Source organism: Curtobacterium sp. CFBP9011 (assembly GCF_034045095.1).
Lineage (GTDB): Bacteria > Actinomycetota > Actinomycetes > Actinomycetales > Microbacteriaceae > Curtobacterium.
In genome coordinates this window covers 97,054-123,602 of sequence record NZ_JAXCWN010000008.1, presented here as the reverse complement: position 1 = coordinate 123,602, position 26,549 = coordinate 97,054, and the positions used below count along the sequence as shown (strand labels likewise).

General features: G+C 70.7%; 24 protein-coding genes and 1 tRNA gene. 11 read left to right on the top strand and 14 right to left on the bottom strand.

The window, feature by feature from the left end:
* Positions 1-134 precede the first annotated feature (134 nt).
* Both SOM35_RS17415 and SOM35_RS15465 read right to left on the bottom strand, forming a co-directional pair.
* The gene (locus tag SOM35_RS17415) at positions 135-251 is read right to left on the bottom strand and encodes an LPXTG cell wall anchor domain-containing protein (protein WP_414648584.1); all 117 of its coding nucleotides are present in this window, start codon (positions 249-251) and stop codon (positions 135-137) included.
* A gap of 278 nt (positions 252-529) precedes the next feature.
* On the bottom strand, positions 530-1,987 hold the full coding sequence (locus SOM35_RS15465) for a hypothetical protein (protein ID WP_320516069.1): 1,458 nt from the start codon (positions 1,985-1,987) through the stop codon (positions 530-532).
* A 944-nt stretch (positions 1,988-2,931) separates the two neighbouring features.
* Between SOM35_RS15465 and SOM35_RS15460 the strand changes: the two genes are divergently transcribed.
* The 3 genes from SOM35_RS15460 to SOM35_RS15450 all read left to right on the top strand — a co-directional run bounded on the left by SOM35_RS15460 (position 2,932) and on the right by SOM35_RS15450 (position 5,378).
* Positions 2,932-3,381 (top strand): hypothetical protein, encoded by a 450-nt coding sequence (locus tag SOM35_RS15460; RefSeq protein WP_320516068.1) that lies wholly within the window; start codon positions 2,932-2,934, stop codon positions 3,379-3,381.
* Between the two features lie 591 nt (positions 3,382-3,972).
* Positions 3,973-4,167 carry a helix-turn-helix transcriptional regulator gene (locus SOM35_RS15455; RefSeq protein ID WP_111096043.1) on the top strand — a complete coding sequence of 65 codons (195 nt, stop codon included), beginning with the start codon at positions 3,973-3,975 and terminating at the stop codon, positions 4,165-4,167.
* On the top strand, positions 4,167-5,378 hold the full coding sequence (locus SOM35_RS15450; protein WP_182514847.1) for a tyrosine-type recombinase/integrase: 1,212 nt from the start codon (positions 4,167-4,169) through the stop codon (positions 5,376-5,378). The genes SOM35_RS15455 and SOM35_RS15450 overlap by 1 nt, the downstream gene beginning before the upstream one ends.
* 135 nt (positions 5,379-5,513) lie before the next feature.
* On the opposite strand, the gene SOM35_RS15445 is transcribed toward SOM35_RS15450, so the two are convergent.
* Positions 5,514-5,585 (bottom strand) — tRNA-Arg (locus SOM35_RS15445).
* Positions 5,586-5,722: 137 nt separating this feature from the next.
* On the opposite strand from SOM35_RS15445, the gene SOM35_RS15440 reads away from it, so the two are divergent.
* The gene (locus SOM35_RS15440) at positions 5,723-7,438 is read left to right on the top strand and encodes an HAD family acid phosphatase (protein ID WP_320516067.1); all 1,716 of its coding nucleotides are present in this window, start codon (positions 5,723-5,725) and stop codon (positions 7,436-7,438) included.
* A gap of 153 nt (positions 7,439-7,591) precedes the next feature.
* Here SOM35_RS15440 and SOM35_RS15435 read toward each other — a convergent pair whose 3' ends face one another.
* Together SOM35_RS15435 and SOM35_RS15430 are read right to left on the bottom strand one after the other, a co-directional pair.
* A complete protein-coding gene (locus SOM35_RS15435; protein ID WP_320516066.1) occupies positions 7,592-8,212 on the bottom strand; it encodes a response regulator transcription factor in 621 nt (206 codons plus the stop codon).
* On the bottom strand, positions 8,209-9,387 hold the full coding sequence (locus SOM35_RS15430) for a sensor histidine kinase (protein WP_320516065.1): 1,179 nt from the start codon (positions 9,385-9,387) through the stop codon (positions 8,209-8,211). The genes SOM35_RS15435 and SOM35_RS15430 overlap by 4 nt, the downstream gene beginning before the upstream one ends.
* A 150-nt stretch (positions 9,388-9,537) precedes the next feature.
* Here SOM35_RS15430 and SOM35_RS15425 point away from each other — a divergent pair, with 150 nt between their 5' ends.
* Positions 9,538-10,638 (top strand): ABC transporter permease, encoded by a 1,101-nt coding sequence (locus SOM35_RS15425; RefSeq protein ID WP_320516064.1) that lies wholly within the window; start codon positions 9,538-9,540, stop codon positions 10,636-10,638.
* Positions 10,635-11,354 (top strand): ABC transporter ATP-binding protein, encoded by a 720-nt coding sequence (locus SOM35_RS15420; protein WP_320516063.1) that lies wholly within the window; start codon positions 10,635-10,637, stop codon positions 11,352-11,354. The genes SOM35_RS15425 and SOM35_RS15420 overlap by 4 nt, the downstream gene beginning before the upstream one ends.
* A gap of 125 nt (positions 11,355-11,479) precedes the next feature.
* Here SOM35_RS15420 and SOM35_RS15415 read toward each other — a convergent pair whose 3' ends face one another.
* The 3 genes from SOM35_RS15415 to SOM35_RS15405 are packed head-to-tail and all read right to left on the bottom strand — an operon-like array spanning position 11,480 to position 15,979.
* Complete coding sequence (locus SOM35_RS15415) at positions 11,480-13,723, bottom strand: heavy metal translocating P-type ATPase (RefSeq protein ID WP_320516062.1); 2,244 nt, start codon at positions 13,721-13,723, stop codon at positions 11,480-11,482.
* Positions 13,720-15,777, bottom strand: a complete 2,058-nt coding sequence (locus SOM35_RS15410; protein ID WP_320516061.1) for a cytochrome c oxidase assembly protein — start codon at positions 15,775-15,777, stop codon at positions 13,720-13,722. The genes SOM35_RS15415 and SOM35_RS15410 overlap by 4 nt, the downstream gene beginning before the upstream one ends.
* Positions 15,770-15,979: a heavy-metal-associated domain-containing protein gene (locus SOM35_RS15405; RefSeq protein ID WP_290156720.1), complete on the bottom strand. Its 210-nt coding sequence runs from the start codon at positions 15,977-15,979 to the stop codon at positions 15,770-15,772. The genes SOM35_RS15410 and SOM35_RS15405 overlap by 8 nt, the downstream gene beginning before the upstream one ends.
* A gap of 141 nt (positions 15,980-16,120) precedes the next feature.
* Between SOM35_RS15405 and SOM35_RS15400 the strand changes: the two genes are divergently transcribed.
* Both SOM35_RS15400 and SOM35_RS15395 read left to right on the top strand, forming a co-directional pair.
* Positions 16,121-16,741: a DUF5134 domain-containing protein gene (locus SOM35_RS15400; protein WP_320516060.1), complete on the top strand. Its 621-nt coding sequence runs from the start codon at positions 16,121-16,123 to the stop codon at positions 16,739-16,741.
* Between the two features lie 12 nt (positions 16,742-16,753).
* The gene (locus tag SOM35_RS15395; RefSeq protein WP_320516059.1) at positions 16,754-18,232 is read left to right on the top strand and encodes a PepSY-associated TM helix domain-containing protein; all 1,479 of its coding nucleotides are present in this window, start codon (positions 16,754-16,756) and stop codon (positions 18,230-18,232) included.
* Between the two features lie 100 nt (positions 18,233-18,332).
* On the opposite strand, the gene SOM35_RS15390 is transcribed toward SOM35_RS15395, so the two are convergent.
* From SOM35_RS15390 to SOM35_RS15375, 4 genes are all read right to left on the bottom strand, one after another.
* A complete protein-coding gene (locus SOM35_RS15390; RefSeq protein ID WP_111073774.1) occupies positions 18,333-18,827 on the bottom strand; it encodes an HNH endonuclease in 495 nt (164 codons plus the stop codon).
* Positions 18,828-19,249: 422 nt separating this feature from the next.
* Positions 19,250-20,287 (bottom strand): C40 family peptidase, encoded by a 1,038-nt coding sequence (locus tag SOM35_RS15385; protein WP_320516058.1) that lies wholly within the window; start codon positions 20,285-20,287, stop codon positions 19,250-19,252.
* Positions 20,288-20,661: 374 nt separating this feature from the next.
* Positions 20,662-21,201, bottom strand: coding sequence for a hypothetical protein (locus SOM35_RS15380; protein ID WP_320516057.1), 540 nt, complete (start codon positions 21,199-21,201; stop codon positions 20,662-20,664).
* Positions 21,202-21,252: 51 nt separating this feature from the next.
* The gene (locus tag SOM35_RS15375) at positions 21,253-21,948 is read right to left on the bottom strand and encodes an iron-dependent transcriptional repressor DtxR (RefSeq protein WP_111073778.1); all 696 of its coding nucleotides are present in this window, start codon (positions 21,946-21,948) and stop codon (positions 21,253-21,255) included.
* Positions 21,949-22,142: 194 nt separating this feature from the next.
* Here SOM35_RS15375 and serC point away from each other — a divergent pair, with 194 nt between their 5' ends.
* Entirely contained in the window at positions 22,143-23,261 is a 1,119-nt protein-coding gene (serC, locus tag SOM35_RS15370) for a phosphoserine transaminase (RefSeq protein WP_320516056.1), read from the top strand.
* A gap of 105 nt (positions 23,262-23,366) precedes the next feature.
* On the opposite strand, the gene SOM35_RS15365 is transcribed toward serC, so the two are convergent.
* Positions 23,367-23,954, bottom strand: a complete 588-nt coding sequence (locus SOM35_RS15365; protein WP_320516055.1) for a DUF3027 domain-containing protein — start codon at positions 23,952-23,954, stop codon at positions 23,367-23,369.
* A 1-nt stretch (position 23,955) separates the two neighbouring features.
* Entirely contained in the window at positions 23,956-24,333 is a 378-nt protein-coding gene (locus SOM35_RS15360) for a cold-shock protein (RefSeq protein ID WP_111073781.1), read from the bottom strand.
* A 53-nt stretch (positions 24,334-24,386) separates the two neighbouring features.
* Here SOM35_RS15360 and SOM35_RS15355 point away from each other — a divergent pair, with 53 nt between their 5' ends.
* Both SOM35_RS15355 and SOM35_RS15350 read left to right on the top strand, forming a co-directional pair.
* Positions 24,387-24,689: a multidrug ABC transporter ATPase gene (locus SOM35_RS15355; protein ID WP_320516054.1), complete on the top strand. Its 303-nt coding sequence runs from the start codon at positions 24,387-24,389 to the stop codon at positions 24,687-24,689.
* Between the two features lie 28 nt (positions 24,690-24,717).
* Positions 24,718-26,493 (top strand): helicase-associated domain-containing protein, encoded by a 1,776-nt coding sequence (locus SOM35_RS15350; RefSeq protein WP_320516053.1) that lies wholly within the window; start codon positions 24,718-24,720, stop codon positions 26,491-26,493.
* Positions 26,494-26,549 lie beyond the last annotated feature (56 nt).

The following is a 26,549-nucleotide window of genomic DNA, read 5'->3' as shown; positions in this document are numbered from 1 at the left end:
CGTTGGACGTGGCTCACTGTCTATCGGTCGTGGACGCGCAGCACCAGCGAAGCGGATACCTCCGTCGGCTTCCGATGACGTGTCCGAATGCCGATCCGCTACCGAACGAGACGCCCCAGTTCTCCGCGGGACAGTCAGCGCTTGCGGCGAAGAAACATGGTGACTCCGACAGCGACGATCGCCACGATCACGAGGACGAACGCCCACAGAGGAATCGTGGCGCCCGTCTTCGGACTGACAGCAGCGAGCATGGCGACCGCGGTGGCGACGAGTGCGTTGATTTGCTGAGACTAGAGGGCGACCGCGGTCTCGTAAGCCGGTCGTTCACCGCTACACGGCAGTTGCTGCCATCGCCGGCTCTCGTTGTTTACCCATGCCTGACCAGGGATATTGCCGTACGCCTGTCCCGCAAAAAAGCCCGGTGAAGGGGCGCTAAACGCTACACAGCCGAGGGCGCTGCGACGGTACCGCTTCGACGGTGACATCGACGTGCTGCGAGGAAGTGACTCGTTCCGGCCTTCGGAACCGATCACCGCGACCGCCGAAGGAGCAGCTCTGGATGCGCGAGCACCTCGAGGAGCGCGAGCCACGCGAGGTCGGTGATGCGTGGGTCGAGGGCGCCGGAGTGCGCAGCGAGCAACGCCCGGGTGCGCGCGGTCGGGGTCTTGTCCATTCCGTGCTGACTGTTGCGGAGCGCGGTGAGCCATTCACGAGCGGCGGTGGCGAGCGGCACGAGGACGTCGATGCCGTTCTTGTCGGGCAACATTACGCCCCCGTCCTGGAGTCGTGACCGCATGAAGAACCCGTTCCCCACCTCGCGCAGTGCCCCCACGGCCGCGCGAGCACGCGGCAAAAGGACGAGTTGCACATCCCCGGGGAGCGTCGTTTCGAGGTCGGTGAGGACAGCTTCCATCTTCGAGAGGGTGGTCGCTCGATCACGTGTGAGTGTGCGGTTGAGGCCCGCGAGTGAGTCGAGGGTATGGAAGAGCGCGAGCCGCCGCGCATGACCGTCCCGGGAAGACCCGATGACTTGGACGGAGCGACACAGCTGCTCGAAGGTGAGCAGTCGCTCGACAGCGGACGGCGGGTGGTACTGCCCGTCGACGACGTAGTTGGCCGGCTGGGTGAGGTGCGAGAAGACTAAGTCGAGCCGATCCACCCACCACCGAAGGGCTGCTTTGAACGCCGCGTGCGGAATCTCCCGCACATCCTTCAACGGCTCGATCTGCGCAGACCGCTCTGACAGTGCGAGAAGGTCCAGGTCGAGCAGCGGGCGAGGCTCGACCGCCTTGCCAAACGTGAACACAAGCACACCTCCGAGCCTGGGCGCGGTCGTCGCCCACACATGCGGACTGAGGCTCGTGACGAGCGGTTCGAGGTAAGCACCGAGCCCGAGGTTGATGTCCTCCATCAGCTTCAACGACGAGGTGAACGTGTCGCCGTCCCCAGTGGGCTCCGGCGGACGGTCGCCAACGTTCAGCATCGCGCGCGCAACGCCATATCGCCGGCCGAGACGCTCCGTCGACTCCACTAGATACATCGCTGCATGAGGAAAGACCATTTCACGAAGCCCCGCAGTTGCCCCGGCAAGGACGGCAGGGAGATCCTTTGCCTCCTCCGTCCCGACCACAAGCGCCCGGAATCCCGCAAGCGCCTGCACCGCCTCTGTCGGATGGCGTTCGAGGAGCGTCTGCTTCAAGCGGACCGCTCGTTCCCATGAGCCGGGCGCCGGCCCAATCTCGTCGTACTTCGACAGTCGCTCGACCACGCGCTGATAGCCGCGCTCGTCGGAAGGGTCAGCCTCCAGCCCTAACCGGGACCACCGGACCAGGTTCGGCTTCGAACCGGAGACGCTCTCCTCATTTCGCCCCATGAAGTCGTCGCCGTCGCGAATAAGTTCCCAGCCAACGAACGCGCCCATGTCATCTGGTACTCCGCCGAGGAACCAGTTCGCGACGTGGATCCGTACCGGGTCCACCTTCAGCATCGACAGGTCCTCAGCACCAGTGGACTGTGCGGACCCACCAACGTTCCTTGCTCCGGTCACCCTGCCCCTTTTGGCCGTCTCCTACGACCTCAGGGTAGGGCGAGGCGCCGACACGTCAGCCCTTAGCTATACGCTGCCGATGTGCCTCGTACGTCGCGGAAGCGCCCCAGCGAGCTGACGCGGACTGGCCCTCAGCACCGTCCGACGTGCTTGCCGGCGAATATGCGCGTCGCTTCGCGGTCCGCCTTCGGGAAGTCATCGGTGATGGCAGCGTTCGCGCGGCAGGTCGGACCGCCGGCGTCGTTCCTGGAACTCTTCGCGCGACCATGGAGGGCCGCACCTGGCCGGACCTTGAGACCATCGCCAAACTCGAATCATCACTCGGGGAAGTGCTCTGGCCAACCGCTTCAGAAGGAGTCCGTTATCGCGCTAGCGTCAGTGGCGGTTCTTGGTGGCAGTCGCCCTGCCTGGACCCGAAGTTTGACCCTGCGACGAGCCCATCGAAGCTAGATGTCCGGACGAAGACCCGGCAGCCCGAGGCAGGCCTCCTCAGCCTCCTGTCCATCTTCACGACCGCGGTATCAGCGCTCGGCCGGCAGTCCTCGCCGTCGTCCTGTTCGTCATCGTGCTCGGGCCGATTCTCGCGTCGATCGTCGGCCTCATCGCGCTCGGGTAATGTCGGCCTCATCGCGCTCGGGTAACGGGGTACGAAACTGGTTGAGCTCGAGCGAGATCCCGCCGACCCCGGGGGACACGAGAAAGGTCCCGGCATCGCGCCGGGGCCGGCAGCTGAGCCCGCACCCACGGCATCCGCACATATCTCACCCGTGAACGTCAGATGGAGTGAGAAAGACCACTTCGCGCTCCGCGTCCGTGAACATCGGCGGTGGGTGCAAGCCGGAATCATCCGCCGGTGGCGCGAAACCCCCGAATATCAAGGCGCCGTGGCACCGCCTCTGGTCCGGCTCCTCTGCCATGTAGACCTCGAGCTCTACGGGCTCCTGTGGGATGCCCTGACCGACGCCGAACCTCAAGCTGCCCATCTTCTCCTCGAGACCGTCGAGCCCCTACCGATACCCCGTGCCCTCATCCTCACCGGGGGCTTCATCGAGCACTGGGGTGACCGCGGCCCGGCACTCGTAGCCGGCGAAATCGGCAGCGTGACCCGCGCGACACGGACCGTTCTCGCCCTCCTCGAAACCCGCATCACCGACGCTCACAGCCCCGCCGACGCCCATCTCCGTGCCGCCATCCGCGGTGCTGCCGAAGCGGTCCCTGCGGCGTTCGCGGAAGCGGCGCGGAAGCACGAGCGGGCGGTGGAAGTCGTCGAAATGGTGAGTGCTGGTGGGAATGCGGCGTATCAGGCGGCGGCGGAGCTACTCAGCCAGGAGTGAGCGGCTACGGAAAATCCACCACGCCGCTCTCACAAAGAAGCCGAAACATCGTGGGCGCCGGGGCCGCGGCGCGCACGACCACCACGTTGCCGTCGGGAGCGACTCCCGCCGGCAGTTGCGTATATAGCAGGTACAGCGTGGGAAGCCGAGGGCGCCAGAAGGAGACTGCGACCGGTGTGTGCCGGGGCGCGTAGTACGCGGCCCGCTCATCAGAGGCTCCGGTGTACGGCCGCGCACTTGCATTCAGTACCGACGCTCCGCTGCCTGGCATGCGGACGTGACCGGAGCAGCAAGAGTGGTGGCGGTGAGCCCTGGGAAAGCATGTGCCAGCACAGCAGCCGACAGCACATGCTCATCCACACTGAAGAAAGCCCGGTCAGGGCCAGCAGGAAGGGTCAAATGCAGCAACGGCACAATGCAGGTATGCGCGGATAGACCGGAGTGGGTGCAAGCAAGTCTGACCAGGGCTTTCTCTGGCATCTCATGGAGCGTCCCGCTGGTTCCCGCTCCCGCGCATAGGAGGAGAGCACGCGAACGCGTGCCCCGGCGGCCACCTGGCGGCCGGGACACCTCACACAGAAAACCACCATCGTGACCGCCACTGTCCTCCCTCTCCCAGACCTCGTTTCCGATGTCGACGTCGCCGCCCTCCTCGGTGTAAGCCCAAAGACGCTCGCCAACTGGCGCTCCGCCGGAGTCGGCCCGTCTTACTTCAAGATCGGCGGCCGTGTGCGCTACGACCGGGCCGTCATCCTCACGTGGCTTGACGCTGCGCGGGTCGCCTGATGGGGCGGCAGAAGCTCCCCGCCGGGCAGCACGGTGAAATCAGCACCACGGAAGTGGCCGCAGTACGCGGAGATGACGGGCAACTCCTGCAGAGGAAGTATGTCGTCGCGAAGACCCGTCTCGGTGTAGCTAGGGGGCCCTCCAAGCAGATCGAAGCGAGAGGTGCAACCGCGGGTGCGGCTCGGCGCGCCCTGCAGGCGAAGCTCGCCACGCTCAAAGCAGAGCTGGAGCAGGAGCCCACCGGGCCAAGTGGTCCCACGGTAACCGAGCTCGCAGAGAAGTGGTGGGCGATGAAGAGCGCAGGGCGCCTCGCCGAAAACACGCGTCTGGCGTACCGCGATGTCATCGACCGACTGATTCTGCCCAAGCTCGGGGAAACACCGGTGCGGGACGTGCGCGCCGACGTACTCGCCAGCTGGCTCTTCGAAGAGCGCCAAGTTCGCCGTGTGCAGGCTGAACACGCTCGTACGCTGCTTAATCAGATGCTCGGCGCTGCGGTGGCGTGGGAGTGGCGTACCTCGAACCCGGTCAGCGGCTTGAAACCCCTCAGCAACGAGCACCCCAGGGCTGACCCCCGCGACGACGACGAGCGATGGCTCGGGTCGGCGGACCTCGAAGCGCTGCGCGAGGGGCTCCGCGGGATGCGGCAGCGGTCGTACGTGCCAGCCATGGTGGAGCTGATGCTGGGCCTGGGCCTCCGTATCTCCGAAGCGATTGCGCTGCAGGCCAGGGATATCGAGTGGGAGCATCCAGATGGAGTCCTCGTACACATCCGGCGCGCCGTAATCACCCCCGCATACGGCCAACCGTTCCTTCAGGCTCATACGAAGAGCGGCCCAGACGGGGCCCGCGCTATATTCGCACCGCCTTTCGTCGTCGAGATTCTCGGGAACCTCGCCTCGGCTGCTGGGCCCGAAGGCTTCCTTCTCGTGAGCCGTGACGGCGGGATGGTGAGCGCTCGCAGCGCGCGTACTTCTCTCCGCACGGTGCGCAAGCGGGTGGGCCTCCTGCGGGTGACGCCGCATACCTTCCGCCGGACCGCCGGGCGGGCGGCCGCGGACGAAGGTGGCGTGGCTGCCGCTACCGCCCTTCTGGGTCACGCGAGCGAGGCCACCGCGACGGAGTCTTACCTGCCGAAGGCGAGGAAGGCACCCGCTGACGCGCGAGCAGCCCTGCAGACGCTCGCCCCGACGCAAACGCCGACCGACTGACCCCGCCCCGACGAAGCGGTTGCATCCAATTGGATGCAGCCGCTTTTTCGTGCCGGAGCGGCGGTCATAAACGTTGAGTAAACGTTGACCTGGGTGGAACTGGGGGTTGCGGACCCCCGTACTTCCGCTTGTTTGTGCCCCTGGAGGGACTCGAACCCCCAACCCTTTCCTTAGGACGGAACTGCTCTTCCATTGAGCTACAGAGGCCGGCCCGACCACTCTAGCGGGAGCCGCAGAACGCTCCCGCTGGTGCAGTCGGCAACAGACTCTGGACGCACGGCACTCTCCCAGCTAGCGTCAGCCGTGGCCCCCGGTCGGGGGCAGTCCCGGACCGAAGGACCCGCATGACCCTCCCCTCCCCCGCGCGCCGTTCCGCCGCGGTCGCCGCCGTCACTGCGGCCGCGCTCGCCGGTGCCCTGCTCAGCGGCACGGCGGCGAACGCCACCACGACCGCCCCCACCACGACAAGCCACACGGCGAGCAGCACGACGGCCAGCAGCAGTGCGACCAGCCGCGCCGACCGCCACCTGACGCCTCGCACCCACTTCACGATGGCGCCGGACGGCTCGTCGGGGAAGACCGAGGGCGGCGAGGGCATCCCGAACATCGACTCCGTGAAGAAGACGATCGCGGCCTACTACGGCGACCCCGGCACGGGCATCGCGGACAAGACGGACAGCCCGTACATCCGCGAGATGCGCTCGATCGTCGCGAAGCAGACCCGCTCCCTGCAGAAGACCTACGACCGCGCGGTCCGGCGTCACGAGAAGCCGGCGATCGTCCTCGACACCGACGACACCACGCTCGAGACCTACGACATGGAGGTCGCGGACATGCACTTCGTGTTCGACCCCACCGAGCAGGACGTCTGGGTGCAGGACCAGCGCTTCCCGGCGACCCCGTCGATGGTGGGCTTCGTCGCCGCCGCGCAGAAGGTCGGCTTCACCGTGTTCGGGCTGACCGGTCGGAACGACGACCAGAAGGCCGCGACGCTCGCCAACCTGGCGAAGGTCGGGTACTCGGGCTTCACCGACGACCACTTCTTCACGAAGTGGACCGGCAAGGGTGATTCACAGCAGCCGAGCTACGTCACGTGTGCGACGGCGAAGTGCACGACGGTCGAGTACAAGGCCCTCACCCGCAAGCACATCGAGCAGGACCTGGGCTACGACATCGCGCTGAACGTCGGCGACCAGTGGTCCGACCTGCAGGGCGGCTTCGCCGACGCGACCCTGAAGCTGCCGAACCCGACCTACTACCTGCCCTCCGCGAACCTGCCGGGTGTCCGTGAGCCGAAGCTCGCCCCACAGACGCGCTTCCGCATGGCTGCCGACGGTTCGTCCGGCCGCACGCAGGGCGGCGAGGGCATCCCGAACATCGACTCGGTCAAGGCGACGATCGCCACGTACTCCGGCGACCCCGGTACCGGCATCGCGAACAAGACGGACAGCCCGTACATCCGCGAGATGCGGTCGATCGTCGCGCGCCAGATCCCCCAGGTCGCCGCCGCGTGCACCGCGGCCGACCGTCGCCACCGCAACCCGGCGATCGTCCTGGACGCGGACGACACGACCCTCTGGACCTACGACATGGAGGTCGCGGACATGCACTTCGTGTTCGACCCGGCCGAGCAGGACGTCTGGGTGCAGGACGAGCGGTTCCCGGCCACGCCCTCGATGACGAACCTGGTGTCCGTCGCCGAGCGCTCCGGCTGCACGGTCATCGGCCTCACCGGGCGCAACGAGGCGCAGCAGACCGCCACGATCGACAACCTGCACAGGGTGGGCTTCCCCCAGTTCGCCGCTGAGCAGGACGGACACCGCACCTACTTCACGAAGTGGACCGGCACCGGTACCTCGCAGCAGCCGTCGTACGTGCACTGCGCGACGGCCAAGTGCACGACGATCGAGTACAAGTCGCAGACCCGCGCGTTCATCGAGTCGCGAGCCGGTGGCAGCTACGACATCGTCGCGAACGTCGGTGACCAGTACAGCGACCTGATCGGCGGTTCCGCCGACCGGTCCGTGAAGCTGCCGAACCCGACGTACTACCTGCCCTAGCAGGCAGAGCCCTGCCGTAGCAGGCAGAGCCCTGCCCGAGCAGGCAGAGCCCTGCCGGAGCCGGCAGACGACGGACGGGAGGCCCGTGGCGACACCGCCACGGGCCTCCCGTCCGTCCTGGTGCGCGCCCGGCGACGGCTGACGCGCCCGTGGTCAGCGGAGGATGCCCAGGCTCCTGGCCTCGGACACCGCGGCCGTGCGTGAACTCACCCCGAGCTTGGAGAACACGTGCACCAGGTGCGACTTCACGGTGGCGTCGGTGATGTGCAGCCGCGCCGCCACGTCGCCGTTCGAGGCGCCACCGGCGACGAGCTGCATGACCTCGATCTCCCGTACGGACAGGCTCACCCGCGGTGCCCGCATCCGCGCCAGCAGACGACCGGCGATCGCCGGTGCGAGGGCGCTCTCGCCGGCGGCAGCGGCCCGGACGGCGGCGAGGAGCTCCTCCGGCGGCGCGTCCTTGAGGAGGTACCCGCTGGCCCCGGCCTCGACCGCGCTCAGGATGTCGCCGTCACTGTCGTAGTTGGTGAGGACCAGGACGTACGGCGGGGCGTCCGCTGCCCGGATCGCCCGGGTGGCATCGGCTCCGGAGCGGCCCGAGCCGAACTGCAGGTCGGTCAGCACGAGGTCCGGTTCGGTGGAGGTGGCGAGGACGACCGCCTCGTCCGCGGTCGCCGCCTCGCCGACGACCTCGATGCCGTCGTCGTTGTCGAGCAGTGCCCGGAGTCCGGCGCGGACGACGGGGTGGTCGTCGGCGATCACGACCCGGATCATGCGGCGCCCCGATCCACGACCACGGTGACGGTGGTGCCCCGGCCGGGCGCGCTGTCGACGGTGAGTCCGCCGCCGAGCTGTTCCACGCGCTCGGCCATCGCGCGGAGGCCGAACGAGTCGGAGGTGGCGGTGTCGAGGCCGACGCGGTCCCGGTCGAACCCGACGCCGTCGTCGTGCACCACCAGCGTCGCCTCGGTCGGGGAGAGGGTGAGGCCGATGTCGACGGTCGTGGCGTCGGCGTGCTGCGCGACGTTCGCCACGGCTCCCTGGGCGATGCGCAGCAGGGCGGTCTGGACGTCCATCGTCAGGTCCGCGCCTCCGGTCGGGACGGCGACCTCGATGCGGAGGCCGTCACGTCGCCACTGCTGGCTGAGGCGTCCGAGCGCGGCGGCGAGGCCGGCGTCGAGGGACGGCGGCGCGAGCTCGCGGATGAACCGGCGGGTGTCGGCGAGACCGTCGGCCGCGGTGGACCGGGCGAGGCGGATGTGGTCGATGCCCGGTCGGTCGCCGTCGGCGGCTTCGGCCGCGTGCAGCAGCATCTGGATGCTCGAGAGCCCCTGCGCGACGGTGTCGTGGATCTCCCGTGCGAGACGAGCGCGTTCGGTGAGCACCCCCTGCTGCCGTTCGGTCGCCGCGAGCAGGTCCCGGGTCGCCAGCAGCTCCGCGACGAGTGCCTCGCGCTCGGCGGCTTCACGGGCGAGGGCCCGGTAGCCGAGGCCGATGAGCAGCGCGACGCCGGCCCCGACCAGCGGGCCGATCACCCCACCCACCGTGAAGCCGCCGTGCACGCCGAGCGCGACGATCGCGATCGCGGTCGCGACCACGACGGCCACCGGCCCGACGATCCGGGGCAGGACGTGCAGGTAGAGGAAGAACAGCGGGAAGACCAGGTACGCCGCCTCGGGCACGAGGACGAGCAGCGCGACCCACACCGTCGTCAGCGCCGCGATCCACAGCGCGCCGACCAGGGCTCGGTGCCGGCCCCGGACGGTGGCGACCCGGGCACCGAACACGTAGAGCACCGCGAACAGTGCGGCCAGGCCGGACTCCGCCCACACGGTGTCGTCCTGCACGACGACGACCCGGACGACGACGAGCGCGAGCAGCGCGGCGAACAGCACGTGCAGTCCGGTGCGCAGCCCGACGAAGACGGGCGTGAGGGTGCTGTGAGGCATGTCCGTTGCAGCGTACGGCCGGCGGGCACACGGCGGATCAACCAGAAGTCGTACCCGAGGAGTCGACCTCTCCTCGATGGCACCGGACCGGACCCCGGCGAGGCTGGTCGGGACGACGGGGAACGCCCCCGACGTCGGGAAGGAACCATCGTGTTCGTCGCTTGGCGTGACCTCCGGTCCGCCCGTGGCCGGTTCGTGCTGATCGGGTCCGTCGTGGCCCTGATCACCCTCCTGGTCGGCTTCCTCGCCGGGCTGACCGGCGGGCTCGCCACCCAGGACGTGTCCGCCGTCCTCGGGCTCCCCGGGGACCGGCTCGTCCTCCAGCAGCCGGTGGACGGCAAGCCGTCGTTCTCGGAGTCCTCGATCGGCACGTCGACCGTGGCCGCGTGGCGGGACACCGCCGGCGTGGACGAGGTCACCCCGGTCGGGATCGCCCAAGGCCGGGCGACCGCGGAGGGACGTGCGACGGCTCCGCGTAGCTCGTCCGCCGTCGCGGTCGCCCTCTTCGGCGTCCCGCACGGCGCCCCGAGGTCCATGACCACCGACCTGGCGCCGACCACCGACGAGACGGTCGGGCTGTCCTCCGGCGCTGCGGCCGACCTCCACGTCGGCGTCGGGGACCGCGTCACGATCACCGGCACCACCTACCGGGTCGCGACCGTCGGCGGCGACGCCTGGTACAGCCACACGCCGGTGGTGGCGCTCTCCCCCGACGCCTGGGCGCAGGCCGACCGCCGGCTGGGTGGCGACGGGACCGCCACGGTGCTCGCCGTCTCCGGGACACCGGACTGGGCGGCTGCCGCGGCTCGCACCCACACCGCCGCAGCCTCGCCGCTGATGACCCTGCCGGCCCTCCAGACCTTCACGTCCGAAGTCGGGTCGCTCGGGCTGATGATCGTCATGCTCTTCGGCGTCTCCGCGCTCGTCGTCGGTGCGTTCTTCACGGTCTGGACCATGCAGCGTTCGGCCGACATCGCCGTCCTCAAGGCGCTCGGGGCCTCCGACGCGTCCCTCGTCCGCGACGCCCTCGGCCAGGCACTCGTCGTCCTGCTCGTCGGGATCGGTGTCGGGATCGGCCTCGTGTCGGTCCTCGGAGCGCTCGCCGGCGGAGCCCTGCCGTTCCTGCTCAGCCCACTCACCACCGTCCTGCCGGCGACCGTCATGGTCGTCCTCGGACTCGCCGGCGCCGCCGTCGCGCTCCGCACCGTCACCCGCGCCGACCCCCTCACCGCCCTCGGGAGCAACCGATGATCCGACTCGACGACGTCACCCTCACCTACCCGGACGGCGACTCGCGCACCACCGCGGTCGACCACGTCTCACTGTCGGCGCCGGACGGGGTCGTCACCGGCATCACCGGCCCGTCCGGCTCGGGCAAGTCGTCCCTCCTCGCCGTGGCCGCGACGCTGATCCGACCGGACTCCGGGCACGTGTGGATCGACGACGTCGACGCGGCCGCCCTCACCCGGAACGAGACCACGGCGCTCCGTCGGAACGAGATCGGGATCGTGTTCCAACAGTCGAACCTGGTGCCCGCCCTCACTGCGCGCGAGCAGCTGCTCGTGATGGCCGAGCTCGGCGGCGACGGACACCGACGACGCGCCGCGGTCCGCCGCCGTGCCGACGAGTTGCTCGACGCGGTCGGACTCGCGCAGCACGCCCGGAAGCGTCCGGCGCAGCTCTCCGGCGGCCAGCGGCAACGTGTCGCGATCGCCCGGGCGCTGGTGAACGAACCGTCCGTCCTGCTCGTCGACGAACCGACCAGCGCCCTCGACCAGGAGCGGGGCGCAGCGATCATGGCGCTCATCGCGCAGCTGACGCACGAACAGTGCACCGCCACGCTGCTCGTCACCCACGACCTCGGCCACCGCGGCACCCTCGACGGGCTCGTCACCCTGGTCGACGGCGGCATCACCGACGTCGCGCATCCTCCGGCGGCACTGCTCGAGGCGACCGGCGCGCGCTGAGCCGTCCGGTACGAGCCGCGCGGGCGTCGGACGGGAGGCCCGTGGTCACCGCACCACGGGCCTCCCGTCCGCCTCGCGGCAGCGACGCCGCTGCCGCGGCGACCGGGGCCGTCAGGACGGGCCCGTCACGACCGCCCGTAGGAGCGCAGCCGCAGGCTGTTCGAGACGACCAGCGTGGAGGAGAGCGCCATCGCTGCCGCCGCGATGAGCGGGTTGAGCAGGCCGGCCGCGGCCAGTGGGATCGCAGCGACGTTGTAGCCGAACGCCCAGACCAGGTTGACCCGGATGGTGCGGAGCGTCCTGCGGGAGAGCTGCACGGCGTCGACGACTGCGCGGAGGTCCTCGCGGACGATGATGACGTCGGCGGCCTTCATGGCGATGTCGGTGCCCTGGACGACGGCGATGCCGAGGGTCGCGGTGGCGAGCGCCGCGGAGTCGTTGACACCGTCGCCGACCATCGCGACGTGGTGTCCGTCCGCCTGCATCCGTTCGACGTGTCCCGCCTTCTCGTCGGGCAGGACACGGGCGATCACCTCGTCGACACCGACTTCCGCTCCGACGGCCGCGGCGGTGGTCTCCGAGTCTCCGGAGAGCAGGACGGTGCGGAGCCCGAGCGCCCGCAGTTGCGTGACGGCCTCGACGGCGCCGGGCCGGAGCGTGTCCTGCACGGTGAGGACCGCAGCGACCGCACCGTCGACGGCGAGCAGCACCACGGTCGCGCCCGATGCTTCCCGCTCTGCAGCGACGGCAGCGACACGGGCGGCGACGACCACTCCGGTGTCCTCCAGGAGCGCACGCCGGCCGATGACGCAGCGCCGGCCAGCGACGGATCCGGAGGCGCCGAGGCCCGCGTGCGCGACGAAGTCCACGACGGGCCCCGGTGCGCCGACCCGTGCGCTGGCCGCAGCGGCGATGGCCTTGCCGATCGGGTGTTCGGACGCCGCTTCGAGGGCGCCGGCGGTCGTCAGTGCGGTGTCGGCGTCCGTGCTGAACGTGTCGATGGCGGTGAGGGTCATCCGACCCGTCGTCAGGGTGCCGGTCTTGTCGAACACGACGGTGTCGACTCGTCCGCTCGCCTCGAGGGCATCGGGGCCCTTGATGAGGACACCGAGCTGGCCGCCGCGGCCGACGCCGACCATGAGCGCCGTGGGCGTGGCGAGCCCGAGCGCGCAGGGACAGGCGATGATGAGGACGGCGACGCCGTTCGTGATGGCGGTCGCGACGGGGGCGCCGCTGGTCAGCCAACCGGCGGCGACGAGGACGGCGATGCCGATGACGACGGGCACGAACACGCTCGTGACGCGGTCGACGGTCCGCTGTACCGCGGCCTTCCGGCGTTGCGCGTCGTCGGCGACCGCCGCCATCTGCGCCAGGCGGGTCCGGGTGCCGACCGCGTCGGCACGGACGACGAGCCGGCCGCCCTGGACGAGGGTGCCACCGACGATCCGGTCACCGGCAGCGGTCTCGACCGGGACGGACTCACCGGTCATGGCGGAGGTGTCGACGCTGGCGGCACCGTCCGTCACGGTGCCGTCGACGGGGACCCGGCCGCCGGGGCGCACGACGACGTGGTCGCCGACGCGGACGGCGCCGAGTGGCGTCGTGCGCTCCTCGCCGTCGACCAGGACCTGCGCTTCGGTGACGCCGAGGTCGCCGATGGCTTCGAGGACGTCAGCGGCGCGCCGGCGGCTGCGGCTCTCGAAGTAGCGGCCGGCGAGTTGGAACGTCACCATGCCGGCCGCGACGTCGAGGTAGATCGAGTCGGCCCCCGCCGGGGTCGTACCGAAGCCGAGCCAGTAGCCCGGGGTGGTGGCGGGGTCGACGAACAGGGTCCAGAGCGCCCACCCGAACGAGACGACGGCCCCGAGGGAGACGAGCGTGTCCATGCTCGTGCTGCGGTGCCGCAGCCCGCGGAGCGTCGCCCGGTGGAACGGCCATGCCGCCCACGTGACGATCGGGACCGCGAGGAGGACGCAGAGCGCCTGCCACCCCGGGAACCGCCAGGCGGGCACGAGGGCGAGGATGATCGTGACGTCGCACAGCGGGATCGTCAGCAGCGCCGCGACGGTCAGGCGTCGGCGGAGCGTCGTCGTCCGGGTCTCCGCGGCTCGTACGCTCCACGCGTCGTCGCCGGGCGTGTGCACGGCGGCGGTGTAGCCGGCGCGCTCGACCTGGGCGATCGCGGTCGGGGCGTCGGCGGGTCCGATCCCGCTGACGGTGGCGCGTTCGGTGGCGAAGTTGACGGAGGCGGTGACCCCGTCGAGCTTGCCCAGCTTGCGCTCGATGGCGTTGGCGCAGGCGGAGCAGGTCATCCCGCCGATGTCGAGCTCGAGGCGCTCTCCGACGAGGGGCGACGTGGTCGTGGTCACGGTTGCTCCCGGTGATCGGTGACGATCAGCGTCGGCCGGCCGCCGGCGGGCTCGCGATCGGTGGACGGGCGCGCGTCGTCGCGGGTGGTGAGTCGGCCGAGCATGGCGTTGTACTGCTCGTGGTCGTCGTCGAGGCCCCGGTCGGCGTGCCGGTCGGTGCGCTTCGCCTGCCGGGCGTCCTGCTTCGCCCACTGGGTGACGAGGGCGATGACGACCACGATGAGCGGCAGCTCGCCGGCAGCCCAGGCGATGCCGCCGGCGACGTACTGGTCGTGGGCGAGGCTGCCGATCCAGGGGACGTCGAGGTACTGGAAGTACGTCCCGGCGAGGAGGTCGGTGCTCGTCATCACGACCACGCCGAAGAACGCGTGGAACGGCATCGCGGCGAGCACCAGCCCGAGTTTGCCGATGTGCGGCAGCGGACGCGGCGGCGCATCGACGCCGATGATGAGCGCGTAGAAGACGTACCCGATGGCGAGGTAGTGCAGGGTCATCGCCTGGTGCGCCCAGTGGTACCGCATCGCCCAGCCGAAGAACGGCGTGAGGTAGATCACGTAGTACGACCCCACGAACACGGCGAGGACGTAAACCGGGTTGTACGTCGCGCGCAGCAGCGTCGAGTGCGTCACCGCCACGAGCCACTCGTGGGGGCCGGCGAAGTCGTCGCGACGGTGCGCCGTCGTCGCTCGGAGGAACAGGGTGACGGGACCGCCGAGCACGAGCAGCAGCGGACCGAGCATGTTCAGGCTCATGTGCAGCCCCATGTGCACGGCGAAGGACGCGGACGAGTACGGACCGACCCCGGACGACGTGGTGATGACGACGGTGACCCAGCCGAGCATCCACGCGCTGGTCCGGCCGTTCGACCAGTGGTCGCCCCGCCTCCGGAGCCGGACGACGGCAGCGGCGTACGCACCGACACCGACCAGGGAGACGACGAGGAAGAGGATGTCGACCCGGCCCGCGGTCCAGAGCGTGACGGGGGTGAGGGGCGTGTCGACCCGGTAGCCGAGGAAGAGCTGCTGCGCGTCGGTGGGCACGAAGTACACCGGCGGCGGGATCCGCGTCATGACCACACCGATCCCGGCCGCCACGAACAGCACCGCCGACAGCGCAGCCGGAGCGCCGGGGGTCGCGAACCGCCGCGTGCTGAGCAGGACCGGGCCGGCGACTGCCGAGACGACGCCGAGTTGGACGGCGAACAGGATCCCCGTCGGCACGGCCCACGGCACGGAGCCGGCGAGTTCGACGGCGGCGATGACGACGGACCCGGTCAGCCACACGCCCCAGACCGTGAGCGCGAGGACCCGGTACCGACGGAGCGTGGTCCGGCCGGGTCTCCCGCTCCGCCAGCGACGTTCGAGGCTGGCGGTCGCGCCGATCCAGATGCCGAACGCGGGAGCGGCGAACACGGCGGCGTCGCTCCCGAAGTCGTGGTTCGGGCCGACGAGGACCTGGGTGACCATCACGGGTGCGAGCAGCCCGACGGCGCCGATGCCGGCCAGGAGCAGGACGCTGACCCAGCTGCGGACCACGAACGCGGCGGCGAGGATCGTGACCGCGATGCACGCCACCACGATCCACGCGCCCGGCAGGTAGCTGGCCTGCACCAGGTACCCGATCGCTCCCGGCTCGAGCAGCTTCGCGATCGGCTGCCCGTTCGCATCAGCGGCGTCCACGGCGATCAGCAGCACCGCAGCGGTCGCCCACACGGTGGCCGCCGGCCGGACGACGGCGAGGTCGCGGTGACCGACGACGGTGGTCCGGGACCGTCGGGGAGTGAGGAACGCTGCCGTGACGAGGCCTCCGACGGTCAGGCCACCGGCGACGTCCGCGACGAGGCGGAGCAGCGCGCTCGCCATCGCGGTGACCGTGCCGGGATACCCGCGACTGAGCCGGTCGTACGACGACGATCCGAGCATCTCGACCGCCACCGCGACGACGACCACGGCGACACCGGCTCCCACCCAGGGCAGCGCTCGGACCACCGCCGCTCCGCGGAACGGCGGGCCCGACGACGCGTCCGGGTCCAGCGGCGCCCGGGGGTCAGGCACCGGCGAGCTCGTAGCCGGCCTCGTCGACCGCTCCGGCGACCGCCGCAGGGTCGGGCCGACTCGGTGCGCTGACGACCACGAGACCCGTCGCGGCATCCGCGGTGACGGACACGACGCCGTCGATGGCTCCGAGTTCGCCGGCGACGCGACGTTCGCAGTGCTCGCAGGTCATCCCGACGACGTGGTACTCGAAGCGCTCCATGGGACGCATTCTACAAGACGTAGAACGCCAGCAGTGATCCACCGCCCGTCGATCGTGCCGCGACTCTACATGACGTAGAAAAAATGTCTCTACAACTTGTAGAGTGGCACCGCTCACTCCCGCGACGAGAGGTCCGTCCCCGTGTCACACAGCCTGCCGCTGTCCGTCCTGCTGACGGTGGTGTTCGCCGTGACGGCGGTCGGGTACCTCGGCTTCACCGTCCGTTCCGGGAGCACCGGGGTCTCGTGGCTCAGCGACGTCTTCCACGTGCTGATGAGCGTCGCGATGCTCGCGATGCCCTGGTCATGGGGCACGACCCTCGCACCACCGGTCCTGCAGGTCGTCGTGTTCGCGGCCGCGACGCTGTTCTACCTCGTCCTGACGCTCGGACACGGCCGGTACGGCGGGCACGCGCACCACGGGCCGGGGGGTTCCGGCCGACTGGTGGTGGCCTACCACGTGGTGATGATGGCGGCGATGATCGTGATGGGCGTCATGATGCTGCCGATGGCCGGCGGGACGGCGATGTCGATGCCGGACATGGACATGACCGGCGGCGGCGGCGGCATGCACGCCGCCTGGGCGGGATGGACGCCGATCCGCTGGGTCCTCGTCGTCGTGTTCGTGGCCGCGACCGTCTGGCTGCTGGTGCGTCTGACCGCGTCCGCACGGGTCCGGCAACACCCCCTCGCGCGCCTCGACGGCGTGCTCCTGCTGCTGATGAGTGCCGGCATGGCGCTCTCGTTCATCCCCACGAGCTGAGGACCGGAAGCCATGACCGCCACCGACGACCGCCCCACCGCCGCGACGCCACCGCCTGCCCCCGCGACACCTCGGTCGTCGCGGGACGGACAGCGCGGCTGGTTCGGGCAGCTCCTGCTCCGCCTGCACTTCTCCGCCGGCCTCTTCGTCGGCCCGTTCATCCTCATCGCCGCACTCTCCGGCGCCGTGTACGCACTGGGTCCGACGATCGAGCACGGCCTGTACCAGCACGAGCTCACCGCGCCGTCGGCCGCTGCGGCGAAGCCACTGGCGGAACAGATCGACGCGGCCCAGGCCTACATCGACCGACACCACCCCGACGACACCCTCGCCGCGGTCCGCCCGGCACCCGAGCACGGCGCCACGACGCGGGTGATGTACGCGGAAGCGGGGCTGATGGAGTCCCAGGACCGTGCGGTCTTCGTCGACCCCGGCACCGCCGAGGTCCGTGGTGACCTGCTCGTCTACGGCACCTCCGGAGCACTGCCGTTCCGCACCTGGGTGGACACCCTCCACCGGTCCCTGTTCCTCGGTGACGTCGGCCGGCTCTACAGCGAGACCGCAGCGTCCTGGCTCGGCGTCGTCTCCCTGGCCGGGCTCGGCCTGTGGGTGGCCCGGATCCGGAAGACCCGAGCGAAGCGTGACATGGTCCGCCCGGCGCGCGGAGTGCGCGGCTACCGGCGCACCTCCTCCTGGCACGCCTCGACCGGCGTGTGGCTGCTCCTCGGTGCGCTGTTCCTGTCGGCGACCGGGATCACCTGGTCGCAGTTCGGCGGCGCGAACGTCGACCAGCTCCGCTCCGCGCTCAGCTGGGGCACCCCGACGTTGGACACCGCACTCCCCGACGCCGGTACCGCGCCTGCCCGCGGTGAGCACGCCGCCCACCACGCTCCAGCCGCAGCGGCCGGTACCGGGTCCGCATCGGTGACGCCGGCGGAGTTCGACGACGTCCTGACAGCGGCGGAGCACGCGAACATCCACTCCACGGAGGTGCAGATCACCCCACCGACGTCGGCGGACCAGGCGTGGACGGTCGCGGAGATCAAGCGGTCCTACCCGACCGCGGTGAACTCCGTCGCGATCGATCCGCGGGACATGAGCGTGGTGTCCGAGACGGACTTCGACAACTACTCGCTGCCCGCGAAGCTCGCCCGGTGGGGCATCGACACGCACATGGGGACGATGTGGGGACTGCCGAACCAGATCCTGCTGTTCGTCACCGCGCTCGGCATCGCCGTGATGGTCGTCTTCGGCTACGTCATGTGGTGGCAGCGCCGCCCGACCGGTGGGCGCGTCGGGCGGGCCCCCGCCGCCGGCGCCCTCGCGAAGGCACCGTGGTGGGGCTCCGGTCTCGTGGCGGTCGGCGCGATCGTCATCGGCGCGTTCCTGCCCGCGCTCGGCGTCAGCCTGCTCGCCTTCGTCGTCGCCGACGTCCTCCTCACGAGCCGCTCGCGCCCGCCTCGAGCCACACCGGCTCCCCCGGGACGATGACGCACTCCGCAGCGCGAGGTGTCGGCGAGCCGACGTCGGACGGGAGGCCCGTGGTCACCGCACCACGGGCCTCCCGTCCGCCTCGCGGCAGCGACGCCGCCTACGCGGCGACCAGGTACTCGTCCCAGTCCGGCTGCGGACGCTCGATCCCGCGCACCACCCACGCCGACCCGTGCGGGGCCTTCGGCGGGAAGCGCAGCGCCCAGCCCATCTCCCGCGGAGTGCGGTCCCCCTTGACGTTGTTGCACGCCAGGCAGCACGCGACGAGGTTCTCCCACGAGTCCCGGCCACCGCGCGACTTGGGCTGCACGTGGTCGATCGTGGTGGCGTTCCGGCCGCAGTAGGCGCACCGGTTGGCGTCGCGGCGGAGGACCCCGCGGCGGGACACCGGGATGAGCCGGGACTGCGGGATCCGCACGTACCGGGTGAGGATGATCACGGACGGACGGTCGAAGCTGACGGCCGCGCCCGTGACCGGGTGCATGGTGTCGGCGGCCACGACGGAGGCCTTCTGGTTCATGACGAGGACCAGGGCTCGACGGAACGAGATCACCGCGAGGGGCTCGTAACCGGCGTTGAGGACGAGAGTGCGCATGGGTTCCCTTCCGACGTGCCTGGACGGCTTCCAGGCGGTACGGGCACCGGGCCGGTCGGCGTCGAGCGGGTGATCAGAGCCACCGGCGCCCCGGGGCAGGGGCCGGCCGGACCGCTCCGCCAGGGGCGGGGAGGTCCGCAAACACGAAGAGCACCACCCGTCAGGGCAGTGCTCTGGTCAGTCGCGCGCGTGCCGGGGCACGCAGGCTGTGGTCGTCCGTATGTCGACGTGCGCGCGCCGACCCATGGTGCGGGTCGTGCGTGACGTCGACATGTGGTCTCCCGTTCGGGTCGAGTCGAACCGATGCGTGCAGGCTAACCCAGAAACCGGCCCCGCACGAGAGGTGCGGGGCCGGTTCTGACGGTGTTCACATGCTCGACGGCAGCGCGTCGGACGAGGTCACCGGAGGGTGGGTCTGGTCGTCAGATCCCGAAGCGGACGATGTGGTAGTCGCTCGTCCAGATCGGGCGGATCGAGACCGCGCCGCCGGGCTTCGGCGCGTCCATGATCATGCCGTTGCCCATGTAGAAGCCGTCGTGCGCCTCGTTGTTGAAGATGACGACGTCACCGGGCTGGGCCTCGGACGTCGGGATCGTCGTGCCGGCCTGGTCCTGCAGCGGGACCGAGTGCGCCAGGTTGATGCCGTACTGCGCGTAGACGTACATGACGTACCCGGAGCAGTCGAAGCCGGCCGGGGTGGCGCCGCCGAAGACGTACGGGGTGCCGATGTACTGCTTCGCGGTGGCGACGACGGCCGGCAGCGAGAACGGCGTGCCCGCGGGGACCGGGGTGGCGGCCGGCGCGGCAGACGACGTCGTGCTCGCGGCGTTCGCGGTGTTCGTCGTCGAGCTGGCGAGGTAGTCCTTCGCCGTCTTGCCCTTGTAGGCGTACTGGGCGGCAGCAGCGGCGCGGGCGGCCTCGACCTGCTTCGCGCGCTCGGCGTCGGCGCGGGCGGTGAGCGTCGCGGTCGAGGTCGCATCGAAGCCGTCGCGCGAGGTGTCGGCGACGCCGGCTGCTGCCGACACGTCGAACTCCTGCGACTGGGCGGCGACGAGCGACTGCTGGGCCGTCTCGGCGGTGGTGCTCGGCTGCGTGCTCGCGAAGGCGGCGGGGACGGCCATCGTGCCGAACATGCCGGCGGCGACCGCAAGGACCACGGGGGCCATGAAGCGGCGCTTGCGCGAGGCAGCGGTCGGCTTCGCGACGGGGGTCGCGGTGCGGGCGACGCCGAGGGCGCTGCCGGCACGGACCGGGGTGGACGCCGAGCGCGGGGCCTGCGTGCGGGCGACCGGTGCGGAGGCAGTGCGGGCCGGGGTGGACGCCGTGCGGGCGAGCGGGCGGCGGGAGGCGCGCTCCGCTGCTTCGCGTGCTGCCCTGCGGGTGAGGGGAGCTGCGGCGTCACCGGTGTTCGTCGGGTTCGCGGTCGTCGAGTCGTCCGCGGCGGTTCCGGTGTGGGTCAAGGGGGAGTCTCCGGCGCCTCGTCAGCACTCGCCGGGAGGGTGACCCGGCGCGTACGACCCCATCCGTTCGTCATCGTTTCCGACTCAGGCAGGAGACGGGTCATGAGACGTCCTGCCACGGGCCCCCGCGATCGCTGCTCCCGGGGACTCGTCGAGTGTACGGGTGTGCTGTCGCCATGTCGAGATGAAACCGTGATCTGGTAACGAACAGGTGAAGAAACCCTGGTCAGAGCGCCACCGAAGGCTTCGGACCGGTGCGTCCGGTTCTTGTACGTCCGCAAAGGTGTTTGTACCCCCGACCTGTACCCCCTATGGTTCGCCACCACGAGGACCCAGGCGCGAGCTCGGACCGGGCTGTGCCGGCGGGCGACACGTCACTCGCCGGAGAGGTCCTCGGCGATGTCGTCGGCGTTGCCGGGGAAGCACAGCGAGACCGCCTGCACGGTGTAGTTCCCGGGGTACGCGTACGCGCTGACCGACGCGATCTTCCCGCCACCGCTGCCGATGACCGCCGGACCGTCGCTCGACTCTCGGCGGACGACCTGCATCCCCCGGGACTTCCAGTGCTCCTCCATCCGGGTGGCGTCCTCGTCGGGCGACCCCTCGAGCGTGCTCCCGGTCAGGGAGCGCCACTGCGCCCCTGGCGTGCCGTCCTCGAGTTCGCAGTCTTCCGGGTAGTCCGGGCCGGTGCGCGCCTTCCACTCCCCACCGAGTCGTTCGGTGGCGTCGTCGACGGCTTCGATCATCTGCTGCTTCGCGGTGTCGGCGTCCACGGTCGGCTCCGTGCGTCCTGATGCTGCGGTGTCGGGTCCCCGCAGGACACAGCCTGCGAGCACGGTGGTGGCCGTCATGACGAGGACGCCCGCGACGGCGCGCCTCGCCGTGGTCCATCGTGTGGTGGTCGTCGTCGTCATCGTCCCGCCATCCACCAGGGATTCCCGTCGATCAGGTCCTGGTCTCGCTTCTCAGTCGACGCTGATGTAGACGTGCTGCGCGACCTCGGTCGGCAGCTCGATGCCCGAGTCCTCGCCCTCGACGCGGACCGACACGTACGCCCCGGCTCGCTGCACGCTGGCCGTCCGACCCGGCATCACGCCGGCCGACCGCAGCTGGTGCAGCAGCTCCGGCTCGAACTGCACGGGCTCGCCCAGGCGGCGGATGACCCCGGTCGCCACGGCGTCGGTGTCGTCGGTCGCGGCCACGATGTTGTGCACGCCGTCGAGGAACCCGGCAGCCGTGGGGCCACCGATCTCCGCCAGCCCCGGGATCGGGTTGCCGTAGGGCGACTCCGTCGGGTTGCCGAGCATCTCCAGCAGGCGCACTTCCACCTGCTCGCTCATCACGTGCTCCCAGCGGCAGGCCTCGTCGTGGACGAACGCCCAGTCCAGGCCGATGACGTCGGCGAGCAGGCGCTCCGCCAGCCGGTGCTTGCGCATCACGTGGGTGGCGCGGGAACGACCGGTGTCGGTGAGCTCCAGGTGCCGGTCCCCGGAGACGACGACGAGACCGTCGCGCTCCATCCGTGCGATCGTCTGCGACACCGTCGGACCGGAGTGGCCGAGGCGCTCCGAGATCCGGGCGCGCAGGGGCACGATCCCCTCTTCTTCGAGGTCGAGGATGGTGCGGAGGTACATCTCCGTGGTGTCGACGAGATCGGTCACGGTCCGCCTCTCATGGTCCGGGCCCAGCCCGACCCACACTACTTGCTGGGACCGACCAGCCGGCACCGACACCGTGCGCTGTGCGCGGACGGCGGATGGGAGGCCCGGCACGGCCCCGCCCCGCAGCCGCCGGTCCGCCGTCCCGTCCGGTCGGTCCGGGTCGGGCGGACCCGCGCCGTCGCTAGGATCGGCCCATGGCAGACATCGTCATCCCAGCCGACCTCCTCCCCACCGACGGCCGCTTCGGATGTGGTCCGTCGAAGATCCGCGGAGCGCAGCTCGAGACCCTCGTCACCCGCGGCGCCACGGTCCTCGGGACCTCGCACCGCCAGAAGCCCGTCAAGGACCTGGTCGGATCGGTCCGCCAGGGCCTCGCCGACCTGTTCCAGGTGCCGGACGGCTACGAGGTCGTCCTCGGCAACGGCGGCTCGACCGCCTTCTGGGACGCCGCGGCCTTCGGCCTCATCGAGCGCCGGGCCGAGAACCTGTCCTTCGGTGAGTTCGGGTCGAAGTTCGCCAAGGCCGCCGGCGCACCCTGGCTCGAGGCACCGCACGTCGTCGAGGCCCGGGGCGGATCCCGTGCCGAGCTCGAGATCGTCGCGGGCGTCGACGTCTACGCCTACCCGCACAACGAGACCTCGACGGGCGTCATGGCCCCGGTCGTCCGCGCCGACGGGGACCCCGGCGCGCTCACCGTCGTCGACGCGACGAGCGCTGCCGGTGGTGCCGCGTTCGACGTCGACCAGACGGACGTGTACTACTTCGCGCCGCAGAAGAACTTCGCGTCGGACGGCGGGCTCTGGCTCGCACTGTTCTCCCCCGCCGCGATCGAGCGGGTCGAGCGGATCGCCGCGTCGGGCCGGTACATCCCGGAGTTCCTGTCGCTCAAGAACGCCGTCGACAACAGCCGGCTGAACCAGACGCTGAACACCCCGGCGATCACGACCCTGCTGCTCCTCGACGACCAGGTGCGGTGGATGAACCAGTCCGGCGGGTTGGCGTGGGCGGACCTCCGCACGAAGACGTCGTCCGCGACGCTGTACGACTGGGCCGAGGCGTCCGACTACGCGACGCCGTTCGTCACCGACCCGGCGCACCGGTCGCAGGTCGTCGTCACGATCGACCTCGACGACTCCGTCGACGCGAAGGCCGTGGCCGCCACGCTCCGCCAGAACGGCATCGTCGACACCGAGCCGTACCGGAAGCTCGGCCGCAACCAGCTCCGCGTCGCGACGTTCACCGCGATCGACCCGGACGACGTGCGACTGCTGACGCGGGCGATCGACCACGTGGTCGCTGCCCTGGCGAGCTAGACCGCACCCTCCCGCGGAACGCAACGGGGGCGGCATCACGCAACGGAGTACCGCTGCGAGATGCCGCCCCCGTTGCGTGTCGCGGAGACAGCGCGTGTTGCGGGGTCAGGAACGGTGGAAGCCGGGGTCGACCTCGGTGCTGTCGAGCTGCTCGAGGTCCAGGTCGTCGTCCGGGTCGACCGGACGGACACGGCGGGTGCGGCGACGACCACGGGCAGGAGGCGGCGGGACGTCGTCCTCGTCGTCGTCTTCGTCTTCATCCGACTCGTCGTCGTCATCGTCGTCCGACTCGTCATCGTCGTCCGACTCGTCATCGTCGTCCGACTCGTCATCGTCGTCGTCCGCGTCGAAGTCGTCGTCCTCGTCGTCGTCCTCGTCCGACTCCTCGTCACCCTCGTCGTCCTGCGCCGCGCGGTAGTCCGCCAGCCGCTCGGACCACGGCACCCACTCCGGGGCGAGCAGCGACCCGTCGCCGGGCATCAGTTCGACCTCGAGCACGGTGGGCTCGTCACCCTCGACGTGGGCGATGCTGACGGTCCAGCGCCAGCCCGGGTAGCCGGGCATGCGGTTGGCGAAGAGGACGGAGACGACGCCGTCGCCCTCGTCCACGGTGCCGACGGGGCTGCCGACGGTGGCTTCCGGGGTGATCTCGAGCAGTGCGCCGCGGGCGAGCTCGGTGAGGTCGGTGGTCATCTCAGGCGTCCAACTGGTCGGCGACGTGTCGCAGGATGGTGGCGATCCGCTCACCGTTCTTCGGGTAGCGACCGCGCTTCAGGTCACCGCTGATCCGGTCGAGTTCCTTCACGAGGTCCTCGACGATCACGGCCATGTCGTCGGCGGAGCGCCGGGTCATCTTGGCGAGGGACTGCGGGGCCTCGAGGATCCGGACGGTCAGCGCCTGGGTCCCCTTCTTGCCCTGCACCACGCCGTACTCGAGCTTGGTGCCGGCCTTCACCGTGGTCACACCGTCGGGCAGGGAGGAGGCGTGCAGGAAGACCTGGTCGCCGTCGTCTCCGGAGATGAAGCCGAAGCCCTTCTGGTCGTCGTAGAACTTGACCTTGCCGCTGGGCATGCTGGGACTCCTCGTTACATGGACGGCCGCGGTGCGTCGGATATCCTGGGTCGATGGCCAAGCCGACCCGATCCACCGGGGACCCCCGCACTGCTGCGGAACCCCCGGCGACGTTCAATCGTACCGAACGCACGCTCGCGTTCATGGTCGGGGGGATCGTCTGCCTCATCCTGGCGTGCTTCGTCGTCATGATCATCGGGTGGTTGACGATGAAGCAGATCCCCGGCGACGGCATCTGGCCGGTCGCGCTCGGGGTGGTCTACTTCGGTCCGCCGATCGCCTTCGTGCTCATGCTGACGCTCCTGGCCATCACCTGGACGCGCAAGGCCCGGCAGCACCGCGCAGAGGCGCGCTGACGTCCGCCCCGGACGCCGGCGAAGGACGATGACGACCACGACGGACCTCGCCGCACGACTGCGCGAGCTCCCGGACGACGCGCTGGAACGACTCGTTCTGGCCCGCGCACTCCCGACCGCCGCTCTCGGCGAGTCCGGTCCGCAGCACATCGCGGACTTCTTCGACCTTGCCGAGGCACTCCGCACCGACGACGCGGTGGACGCCGCGATCGAGCGGCTGCCCCGCCGCGCGCTGGTCGCACTCCGTGACGGTGGCTCACCGGACGACCTCGCCCCAGCCGTCGCGCTCGGCCTCGCCGACGACTCCGGTGCGGTGGACGACGCGGTCGCCGCACGACTCGCCGCACGCCCGGAACTCGTCACGGACGCTCCGGGAGGCGCGGCACCGGCCCGCCCCGACACCTCCGACCGCCAGTCGGTCGCCGACGACGACCGCTCCCGCGCTGCCGGTGCCGAGCACGCCTTCGAGACGCTCACGGTGCTGGCCGAGCTCCTCCGCGCCGCCGACGCCGGTGCCGTGCGGGAACTCGCGAAGGGCGGCATCGGTGCGCCCCTCGCCAGGCAGCTCGGCGAGCGCGCGGGTGCCGACGCGGCCGCGGTACCGGACCGTCTGGCGCTGCTCGACCGGATCGGGGCCGCGCACCCGGAAGACGGCTCGTGGAAGGTCTCGGACTCCGGGCACACCTGGCTGCGGTCCTCGTGGCCGGAGCGCTGGGCCACGGTCGTGCACGACTGGCGGGCGGCGCTCGACCCCGCCGTGGCCGAGGTGCTCGACCTCGCGGACGACGACCTCGGTGACCTGGTGTCGCTCGGTCGGTGGGCGTACCCGGCAGGCTCGCGCTGGCTCGACGCCGCACTGCTCGACGCCTCGGGGACGGCTCGGGTCCTGGGGCTCGCGGTCGACGGGCATCTGACCACGACCGGGCGGACCCTGCTCGGGGACGACCCGGACGCCGCTCGTGCTGCGGCCGCGGCCGACCTGCCCGGCACCGTCGACGGGGTGTACCTGCAGCCGGACCTCACCGTCATCGCACCGGGTCCGCTCGCACCCGACGACGACGACGACCTCCGCGCCGTCGCCGACCTCGAGGCGCCCGGGCTCGCGGCGCGGTACCGGGTGTCGGAGGACTCGATCCGCCGTGCCCTCCGTGACGGCCGCACCCGTGACGACGTGGTGGCGCTGTTCACCCGGATCGGCGCGACCGAGGTCCCGCAGCCGCTGACCTACCTGATCGACCAGGTCGCGACCCGTGACGGCAGCGTCGTGGTGGACCGTGGCGAGGGGGACCTCGGCTCGGTGCTGCACGGCACACCGGAGCAGCTCGACCTCATCGGGGTCGACGCCGAACTCCGACAGCTGGCGTGGGAGCGGCCCGACCTGACCACCCTCGTGACGAAGTACCCGCCGCACGTCGTGGCGAGCGCGCTCGAGGACCAGCGGTACCCGGCCGTGCTCGCAGCGGGGGCGCGCCCGGAGACGCGATCCGGGCCTCCCGTCCGACGACGCGCACCGAGCCGGTCCCCGGAGCAGGCGGCACGGGCGCTGGTCGAGCGTCTGCGTCTGACGACGGAACGCGGCGACGCGGAACCGGAGCAGGAGTGGCTGGCGCGGCAGATCGACATGGCGGTGCGTGGTCGCACGCCGATCCGCGTCACCGTGCGGATGCCGGACGGATCGGAACGACCGTTCTCGATCGTGCCGACCTCGGTCGCCGCCGGACGTGTCCGGGGCAAGGACACGGCGGTCGACGTCGAACGGACGCTGCCGCTGTCCCTCGTCGTCGGCATCGAGAGCGACGCCTGACGGTCGTGCTGTGGACAACCGGGTCACGCACCGGCTGCGCCGCCTAGGCTGATCCG